This is a genomic window from Stenotrophomonas sp. S39 (genome assembly GCF_016624665.1).
Taxonomy (GTDB): Bacteria; Pseudomonadota; Gammaproteobacteria; order Xanthomonadales; family Xanthomonadaceae; genus Stenotrophomonas.
This window is the reverse complement of the sequence record NZ_JACVTT010000129.1, coordinates 1-8872: the sequence shown is the minus strand read 5'-3', so window position 1 is coordinate 8872 and position 8872 is coordinate 1. Positions and strand designations below refer to the sequence as shown.

Genomic DNA, 8872 nt, shown 5'->3' with positions numbered 1-8872 from the left:
TGGGTTTTCAGTTCGGTCGACATGCACCGATTGTATCGGCAACCGGTAGTGGCCGCCCCCGGGCCCCCCCCCCCCCCCCGGGGGGGGCCCCGCCCCGCGCCCCCCACTACCGGTGATCCGGTTATTTCGCGATCAACGCATTGCGGCGGCTGTACAGGAAGTACAGCACCAGGCCGACCACGTTCCAGATCAGGAAGTACAGCTGGGTGGTGTGCGGCAGGCTGATGAACAGGTAGATGCAGCCCAGCGCGGCCAGCGGCCCGACCACGAAGGCCAGCGGCGTGCGGAAGCTGCGCTCGCGGTTCGGCTCGCGCACGCGCAGCACCACCAGGCAGATGCCCACCGCGGTGAACGCGGCCAGGGTACCGGCGTTGGCCAGGGCGGCGATTTCGTCCAGGCGGGCCACGCCGGCCAGTGCCGACACCACCACGGCGGTGAACAGCGTGGTCGCCACCGGCGTGCCGGTGCGTGCGTTGACCTTGGACAGGCCACGCGGCAGCAGGCCATCGCGGCTCATCACGAAGAAGATGCGGCTCTGCCCGTACAGGAAGGCCAGCAGCACGGTGGGCAGGGCGATGATCGCGACCACGCCGATGAACATCGCCGCCTTCGGGCTGCCGAGCTCGCGCATGATCAGCGCCAGCGGCTCGGCGCTGTGGCCGAACACCGCGTAGCTCATCGCGCCCACGGCGGCCAGCGCCACCAGCACGTAGACGATGGTGCAGCCGATCATCGAACCGATGATGCCGATGGACAGGTCACGCGCCGGGTTCTTGGTTTCCTCGGCGGCGGTGGAGATCGCGTCGAAGCCGTAGAAGGCGAAGAAGATGATCGCCGCCGCGGCCATCACGCCACGCTCGACGCCATCGGGGCCGAGCGACTTGGCAAAGCCATACGGCATGAACGGCTGCAGGTTGGCGGGGTCGAAGGCGGGCAGGGCGACGGCCACGAACACCGCCAGGGCGATCAGCTTGAACACCACCAGGATGGCGTTGAGCGTGGCGCTTTCCTTGGTACCGGCCATCAGCATCAGCGCCACCAGCCAGGTGATGATGATCGCCGGCAGGTTGATGAAGCCACCGGCCACGTGCGGGCCGGCGGCCAGTGCGGCCGGCAGGGTGATATCAATGCCGAACTGGGTGTGGATCCATTCCAGGAAGCCGACGAAGTAGCCGGACCAGCCGACCGCTACCGTACTGACCACCAGCGAGTATTCGAGGATCAGGCTCCAGCCCACCACCCAGGCGAACACCTCGCCCAGCGCACTGTAGCTGTAGGTATAGGCGCTGCCGGCCGCCGGCATCATCGTCGACAGCTCGGCATAGGACAGTGCCGCGCAGGCGCAGACCGCACCGGCGATGGCGAAGGAGATCAGCACCGCCGGGCCGGCCAGGTTGGCGCCGACGCCGATGAGCGTGTAGATGCCGGTGCCGACGATGGCGCCGATGCCCAGGGCGATCAGGTGCGGCCAGCTGAGGGTCGGCACCAGGCGCCGACCGGCTTCATGGACAGTGACGGAATCTAGCGACTTGCGCCGGAGCAGGGACATGCAGGCCTCGGAAGGGGATGACTTGGAACGACAAGTTCCCGAGTGTGACCGAACGCAGCGCAGCATTACCACTGACGAGGGTCATACCCGCCACGGCGCGCGCTGCGCCCCGACCAGGCTGCCGGAATCGGCACAAAACCCGTGTCCTCGATCCCGCCGGTGGGCACGTCAGCCCACGATGCTGCCGCGTGCCGGATCCACGACCGGCGCGGCGCCGGCGGCGCTGAGCTGGGCCAGCACCGCTTCAAAGCCGTGCTCGCGGCCGAAAGCGTGCTCGTCCAGCGTCACCGGCAGCAGCTGCAGGAAATCGAAGCGCCCGGAGGGCAGCTGCTGCGGACCCGGGAAGTGCGGGGCGGGAACGAACACCATCGCCTGCAGCGCGCTGTCGGCGCGGTCCACCGGCATGCCCAGCTTCAGCCGGTCCCATGCCGACAGCGGATCGCCTGGCATGCGCCCATGGCACAGCAGCAGCTGGTAGGCGGTGAACCAGCGCACGGTGGTCAATGCCCAGGGCGCCTCGTCCTGCGTTTCCATCAGCAGCTCGACGCCGAAACCGGAATCCCCATCCTCGTGCGGGCCTTCCCACGCATTGGACAGGCCCGAGCTGACGTACACCCAGTGCCGGCGCTCGCCATGCGGCGGGCAGGCGAACACGCCTACGTGCAGCCAGCGTGGATCGATTTCCTCCTGCTGGAACACCCCATGCAGCAGGTCCATGTCCAGCGGGAAGATGCCCGGGCCGGTGTCGCCGAAATGCTGGCGGTACAGGGTCTCTTCGCGGAATTCCCAGCTGCGTTCGAGCAGGGTGTCGTCATCCATCGTGGTCATCGTGCGTCCGTGGCGGTTGCAGGTGGGGGCTGCAGCATAGCGCGCCCCCACCCGGGCCCTCAGCGGTCCACCGTGGCCAGCACCGCCTGCGGGTAGCGCTCGCCGGCGGCGGCATGCAGCGGGAACACCGCATCCAGCCGCGCGAGCACGCCCGCATCCAGCTGCACCTGCAGCGCGCCCAGGTTTTCCTGCAGCCTGGCCGCGCGCGTGGTGCCCGGGATCGGCACCAGGTGCGGGCCCTGCGCCAGCACCCAGGCCAGGGCCAGCTGCGCCGGGGTGATTTCCAGCTCGGCAGCCAGCGCCTGCACCTGTGTCACCAGCGCCAGGTTGCGGGCGAAGTTGTCGCCCTGGAAGCGCGGCGAACTGCGGCGGTAGTCGTCGGCCTCGAAATCATCCGGGCTGCGGATGGCGCCGGTCAGGAAGCCACGCCCCAGCGGCGAATACGGCACGAAGCCGATGCCCAGTTCGGCGGTGGTGGCCAGCACCCCGTTCTGCTCCGGTTCGCGCGACCACAGCGAGTACTCGCTCTGCACCGCCGTGACCGGATGCACCGCATGGGCACGGCGGACGGTGGCTGCAGAGGCTTCGGACAGGCCCAGCCAGCGCACCTTGCCCTGTTCGACCAGGCGCGCCATCGCACCCACGGTGTCCTCGATCGGCACGGCCGGGTCGACGCGGTGCTGGTAGTACAGGTCGATGTGGTCCACGCCCAGCCGGCGCAGGCTGTCCTCGCAGGCGGCCTGCACGTACTCCGGGCGGCCGTCGATACCGCGCGCCTGCGGGTTGCCCGGGTCCAGCTTCAGGCCGAACTTGCTGGCCAGGAACACCTCGTTGCGGCGCCCGGCGATGGCGCGGCCGAGCAGGCGTTCATTGGTATGCGGGCCATACACATCGGCGGTGTCGAGCAGGGTCACGCCACGGTCCAGCGCCTGCTGGATCAGGGCGATGGCCTCGTCCTCGCTGCTGCGGCCACCGTAGAAGGCGCTCATGCCCATGCAGCCCAGGCCGAGGGCGGAAACGGTGGGGCCGGCGGGGCCGAGGGTGCGGGTCGTCATGGATGGGTAGCTCATCGGCTGGGTGCTCATTGGGGTGTCTCCAGGGGGAAGGGTCAGGCGCGTGGCTGCAGGCGGGTGCCGCCGCTCATCAACATGCGCGGCAGCGGCATCTGCAGGAAGTCGTGGGGGAAGGACGGGGCGACGGCACTGAGCGCGTCCAGCCGTGCCAGCGCCTCGGCCGGCAGCTGCAGGTCCAGCGCGGCCAGGTTGTGCTCGAACTGGGCCAGGGTGCGGGCACCGACGATGGGCAGGGCACCGGCGCCGGGGCCCTGCAGCAGCCACGCCAGGGCGACCTGTGCCGGCGAATGCGACAGTTCCTGGGCGATCTGTGTCACTTCATCGGCGATCTCCAGCGAACGCGGAGTCAATGCGCCGTTGATCAGGGCGACGTTGCGGCGCGAGCCACCCGGCGCAGCGGCCAGCACCTCGTCCTGGGCCAGATCGGTGGCGCTGTACTTGCCGGTCAGCACGCCACTGCCCAGCGGCGACCAGGCCACCACACCCAGGCCCAGCGCTTCGGCCATCGGCAGCAGTTCGTGCTCCACGCTGCGCTGGATCAGGCTGTACTCGATCTGCAGGGCCACCAGCGGGGCCCAGCCGCGCAGGTCGGCCAGGGTCTGCATGCGCGCGATCTGCCAGGCCGGTGTATCGGAAATGCCGGCGTAGAGCACCTTGCCGCTGCGCACCAGATCGTCGAAGCCGCGCATCACCTCATCCACGCCGGTGGTGTCGTCCCAGGCATGCAGGTACAGCACGTCCAGGTAGTCGGTGCCGAGCCGGCGCAGGCTGTCCTCCACCGAGCGCCGCATGCTCTTGCGATGGTTGCCGGCGTTGTTGGGGTCGCCCGGCACGGTGGCCAGGGTGTACTTGCTGGCGATCACCAGGCGGTCGCGCTGGCCTTGGGCGAAACGGCCGAGCAGGGTCTCGGCGCTGCCGTTGGTGTAGTTGTTTGCCGTATCGACGAAGTTGCCGCCACGTTCGACGTAGGCATCGAAGATGCGGCGGGCCTCGGTTTCGTCCGCGCCCCAGCCCCAGTCGGCGCCGAAGGTCATCGTGCCCAGGGCCATCGGGCTGACCCGCAGGCCGGAGCGGCCGAGCAGGCGGTAGTGGTCGAGCGACATCGCTGGTCTCCATCACGGGGGCGGTGCATCCGCCGGGGAAGCCAGCTTCCTCCTGTCGATCGTGTGGATAAACTGCGTACAACCTGACTCACCTTGAAGGTTGGCTTCACAATGGATGCCTCCGCCCCTCTCACTGCCGTGGTCGCCTTCGTCCACGTGGCCGAACATGCCAGCTTCACCCGCGCCGCCGATGCGCTGGGCGTGTCGACCTCGGCGCTGTCGCAGAGCGTGCGCGCGCTGGAAGCGCGGATGGGCGTGCGCCTGCTGCAGCGGACCACGCGGCGGGTGGGCCTGACCGAACACGGCGCGCGCTTCCTGCAGCGGGTGCGAGGTGGCCTGGATCAGATCGACCAGGCCTTCGCCGAACTGGACAGCGCGCGCTCGGTGCCGGCCGGGCGGCTGCGGGTGACGCTGCCGCGCATCGTCGCCGACCGCATGGTGCTGCCGCGGCTGCCCGATTTCCTGGCGCGCTACCCGCAGGTGCAGGTGGAGCTGTGCGTCGACCCGGCGCTGGCCGATCTGGTGGCCGAGGGCTTCGACGCCGGCATCCGCCTGGGCGAATCACTCGCGCAGGGCATGATCGCGGTGCCGATCGGGCCGCCCGAGCGGCAGGTGGTGGTGGCCACGCCGGCCTACTTCGAGCGCCATGGCGTGCCGCAGACCCCGCATGACCTGCAGGGCCACGCCTGCATCGTGCACCGCCTGGCCAACGGCCGGCTGATGCCTTGGGAGTTCAGCCGCGAGGGCCACGACCTGGAGGTGGAAGTGAGCGGGCGGCTGGTGTTCAACGATGCCGGCGTCGCCCATCGCGCCGTGCTCGCCGGGCTGGGCATGGCCCAGGGCTTCGCCTCGCTGGTGGCCGACGACATCGCCGCCGGGCGGCTGCAGAGCGTGCTGCAGGACTGGCAGCCGCCGTTCCCCGGCTTCCACCTGTACTACCCGGCGCGTGAGCAGATGGCACCCAAGCTGAGGGTGTTCATCGACCACCTGCGCGGGGGAATGCACGATAGGTAGAGGCCAACCTTGGTTGGCACGCCTCAGTCGAGCAAGCTCGACGCTACGGTCAGCGGTTCGACGCCCGGCCAATGGCAGCCATCTTCCTGCCATGCCTCGACGTCTTCGCTGAAGGCCGTGCGCCGCCCGTCGCGCGCGCGTTCGTAGCTGAAACCGTAGACGCGCGCGCCCTGCGTGCTCAGGTGATAGCGCCCGTTGCGGCGGCCTTCGATGCGTTCTTCCCACACGCTGTCGAACTGGGAGGGCCGGTCTTCATCCAGCACCGTCGTTTCCTGCGAGACCCGCTGCACCGGCAGGCGGCCGCGCTGCCCGGCGTACTGCACGTCGGCACTGCCATCGTCCAGCCAGCGCCACAGCAGGTGGATGCTGTCGTTGCGGCCGCCGGTGAGGCAACGATGGTCCTGCGCCGCGGCCGCCGCTGCGGCGTCGGCCAGCAGCACGGCAAACAGCAGCACGGCCAGCCGCCGGATCATCCGTTCAACCCCAGGCGGATGCCGAAACCGACCAGGAACAGGCCGGCCACGCGGCGCAGGACGGTGCTGATGCGCGGGTGCTGGATCAGGTGGCGACGGGCCAGGTTGCCCGCACCGATCAGCAGTGAGCAGTAGGCCACGCTGACCACGAAGATGATGCCGGCCAGCGCTGCGAACGTGGCGATGCCGTGGTGCGCGGCCGGGTCGATGAACAGCGGCAGGAAGGCCATGTAGAACAGGATCGCCTTCGGGTTGAGCAGGCTGACCAGGATCGCCTGCTGGAAATAGCGGCCGGGCTGCATGCGGATCGGGCCGGCATCGCCGCCCTCGGTCTTCGGCGTGCGCAGCAGGCTGATGCCCACCCACACCAGGTAGGCCGCGCCCAGGTACTGCACCGCGTGGAAGACCAGCGGGTTGGCCTTCAGCAGCGCGGCCACGCCGGCCAGGGCCAGCCACATCAGGATCTGGTCACCGACCAGCAGGCCGGCCAGCGCGGTGTAGCCGCCGCGCACGCCGCCGCGGCCGGTGGCGGTGAGCAGGGTGAAGGTGCCGGGCCCGGGCAGGGCGAGGAACACCAGCACGGCGAGCAGGAACGTCCACAGGTCCTGGATGCCCATCCACGGCATGGCAAGGCTCATTGTTGTTGCGGGGGGGCGCCATTGTCGGCCAGTGGCGTGGCCGGGGACAGGGGGCCGCCGCCATCGCCGGGCAGGCCGGACAGCAACGGTTGCAGGTGGTCGCGCAGCTGCGCGTGCAGTTGCCGCACCGCCGGCGAGAACTGTTTGCGGTGCGGGCATACCAGCTGCAGCGGGATGTGGCTGCCGATGCCGTCCAGCAGCACCTGCAGGCGCCCGGCGCGCACGTCCTCGCGCAGGTCCAGCCAGGATTTGTAGGTGATGCCTTCGCCCGCCACCGCCCAGCGCCGCACCACGTCGGCATCGTCGCAGACCAGCGGCCCGCGCACCGGTATCACCACGCGCCGCCCCTCGACCTCGAACGCCCAGCGGTCGTAAGTGCGCCCACCCAGCTGGTAGGCCAGGCAGTCGTGCTCGCGCAGGTCTTCCAGCCGTGCCGGCACGCCACGCCGCTGCAGGTAGGCGGGCGATGCCGCCAGCACGCGGCGGTTGCCCTCCAGCAGCGGCAGCGCCACGTAGCTGGCATCGTCGAAGTGGCCCAGGCGGATCGCCACGTCCACCGGGTCGCGGAACACGTCGGCCACCTCGTCGGACAGGCGCAGGTGCAGCCGCAGCCGCGGGTGTGCGGCACGGAACGTGGCCAGCCACGGCAGCAGCAGGTTGCGGCCGAAATCCGACGGCGCCGACAGCTGCAGGGTGCCGTGCAGGTCGGCGTCCTCGCCCTGCACGCGGGCCTGGCCCTCGCGCAGCGTGGCCAGCACCTCCTGCGCATAGGGCAGGTACAGCGCGCCTTCGCCGGTCAGGCGCAGGCTGCGGGTGGTGCGCACGAACAGGCGCAGGTCCAGCTCGCGTTCCAGCCGCGCCACGGCTGCGGCCACCTGCCCGGGCAGCAGGTCGGCTTCGCGCGCGGCCTGCGAAAAGCTGCCCAGCGCGGCGGTGCGGACGAACAGCTGGAGGTCGTCGAAACGGATCATTTTCATTGCCGGAGTGAAAGTGCTGACTGATTCTGCGCCTTTCCGGGGGGCCGCGCGCGGCGCACGCTGTGGGTTCCTCTTCCCACCGGACCGCTGCCATGCGCGCCATTGCCTACACCCACGCCGGCCTGCCGATCGACGATCCCCAGGCCCTGATCGACATCGACCTGGACCTGCCGCAGCCGGGCCCGCGTGACCTGCGGGTGGCGGTGCGCGCCGTGGCGGTGAACCCGGTAGACACCAAGGTGCGCCGCAACGCTGCCACCGAGGGCCCGCGCGTGCTGGGCTGGGATGCCGTGGGCGTGGTCGATGCCGTGGGCAGCGAGGTGACCCTGTTCCAGCCGGGCGACGCGGTCTACTACGCCGGGGTGATCGACCGCCCGGGCAGCAACGCCGAATACCAGCTGGTGGATGAGCGCAGCGTCGGCCGCAAGCCGGCCAGCCTCGACGATGCTGCCGCCGCGGCGCTGCCGCTGACCGCGATCACCGCCTGGGAACTGCTGTTCGACCGCCTGCGCATCGCCGAGGGCGGTGGCGAAGGCCAGACCCTGCTGGTGATCGGTGCAGCCGGCGGCGTCGGCTCGATCCTGGTGCAGCTGGCACGCACGCTGACCAAGCTCACCGTCGTCGGCACCGCGTCGCGCCCGGACACCCAGGACTGGGTATATGCGATGGGCGCGCACCACGTGATCGACCACACCCTGCCGCTGACCGAAGGCCTGGCCCGGCTGGGCATTCCCCAGGTCGAGCACGTGGCCAGCCTGACCCACACCGACCAGCACTATGCGCAGATCGTGGAAGTGCTGGCGCCGCAGGGGCAGCTGGGCCTGATCGACGATCCGGGCCAACTGGACGTGATGGCACTCAAGCGCAAGGCGCTGTCGCTGCACTGGGAGCTGATGTTCACCCGGCCGCTGTTCAAGACCGCCGACATGCAGCGCCAGCACGATCTGCTGAACCGCGTGGCCGAGCTGGTTGATGCCGGGGTGCTGCAGACCACGCTGGGCGAGCACTTCGGCCGTATCAACGCGGCCAACCTGCGCCGCGCGCATGCGCTGCTGGAAAGCAATCGTGCCAAGGGCAAGATCGTGCTGGAAGGCTGGTAAGGATCATGGCCAACGGCTGAGCCCCTCGTGGTGGGCCGCGGAACGCAAAACCCTGCGCTTGGCCGGGGGGGGGGGGGGGGGGGGGGGGGGGGGGGGGGGGGGGCCCCGCCCCCGGGG

At 70.1% G+C, this 8872-nt stretch carries 9 protein-coding genes; 2 read left to right on the top strand and 7 right to left on the bottom strand.

What is annotated here, in order from left to right; all coding sequences use genetic code 11:
- Window positions 1-121: 121 nt before the first annotated feature.
- From IAE41_RS20740 to IAE41_RS20725, 4 genes are all read right to left on the bottom strand, one after another.
- Window positions 122-1549 carry an amino acid permease gene (locus tag IAE41_RS20740; RefSeq protein WP_200734404.1) on the bottom strand — a complete coding sequence of 476 codons (1428 nt, stop codon included), beginning with the start codon at window positions 1547-1549 and terminating at the stop codon, window positions 122-124.
- A gap of 168 nt (window positions 1550-1717) precedes the next feature.
- A complete protein-coding gene (locus tag IAE41_RS20735) occupies window positions 1718-2377 on the bottom strand; it encodes a suppressor of fused domain protein (RefSeq protein WP_200734403.1) in 660 nt (219 codons plus the stop codon).
- Window positions 2378-2436: 59 nt separating this feature from the next.
- Window positions 2437-3432 carry an aldo/keto reductase gene (locus IAE41_RS20730; protein ID WP_200734402.1) on the bottom strand — a complete coding sequence of 332 codons (996 nt, stop codon included), beginning with the start codon at window positions 3430-3432 and terminating at the stop codon, window positions 2437-2439.
- A gap of 53 nt (window positions 3433-3485) precedes the next feature.
- Complete coding sequence (locus IAE41_RS20725) at window positions 3486-4553, bottom strand: aldo/keto reductase (protein WP_200734401.1); 1068 nt, start codon at window positions 4551-4553, stop codon at window positions 3486-3488.
- Between the two features lie 111 nt (window positions 4554-4664).
- Here IAE41_RS20725 and IAE41_RS20720 point away from each other — a divergent pair, with 111 nt between their 5' ends.
- Window positions 4665-5567 (top strand): LysR family transcriptional regulator, encoded by a 903-nt coding sequence (locus IAE41_RS20720; protein ID WP_200734400.1) that lies wholly within the window; start codon window positions 4665-4667, stop codon window positions 5565-5567.
- Window positions 5568-5590: 23 nt separating this feature from the next.
- On the opposite strand, the gene IAE41_RS20715 is transcribed toward IAE41_RS20720, so the two are convergent.
- Genes IAE41_RS20715 through IAE41_RS20705 form a run of 3 tightly spaced genes read right to left on the bottom strand, consistent with a single transcriptional unit; the run spans window position 5591 to window position 7655 of the window.
- Complete coding sequence (locus IAE41_RS20715; protein ID WP_200734399.1) at window positions 5591-6040, bottom strand: hypothetical protein; 450 nt, start codon at window positions 6038-6040, stop codon at window positions 5591-5593.
- Complete coding sequence (leuE, locus tag IAE41_RS20710) at window positions 6037-6666, bottom strand: leucine efflux protein LeuE (RefSeq protein ID WP_108760575.1); 630 nt, start codon at window positions 6664-6666, stop codon at window positions 6037-6039. Before leuE ends, IAE41_RS20715 begins: the two co-directional genes overlap by 4 nt.
- Window positions 6667-6674: 8 nt before the next feature.
- Complete coding sequence (locus tag IAE41_RS20705; protein ID WP_200734398.1) at window positions 6675-7655, bottom strand: LysR family transcriptional regulator; 981 nt, start codon at window positions 7653-7655, stop codon at window positions 6675-6677.
- 92 nt (window positions 7656-7747) lie between these two features.
- On the opposite strand from IAE41_RS20705, the gene IAE41_RS20700 reads away from it, so the two are divergent.
- Window positions 7748-8755, top strand: coding sequence for a zinc-binding alcohol dehydrogenase family protein (locus IAE41_RS20700; protein ID WP_079224425.1), 1008 nt, complete (start codon window positions 7748-7750; stop codon window positions 8753-8755).
- Window positions 8756-8872 lie beyond the last annotated feature (117 nt).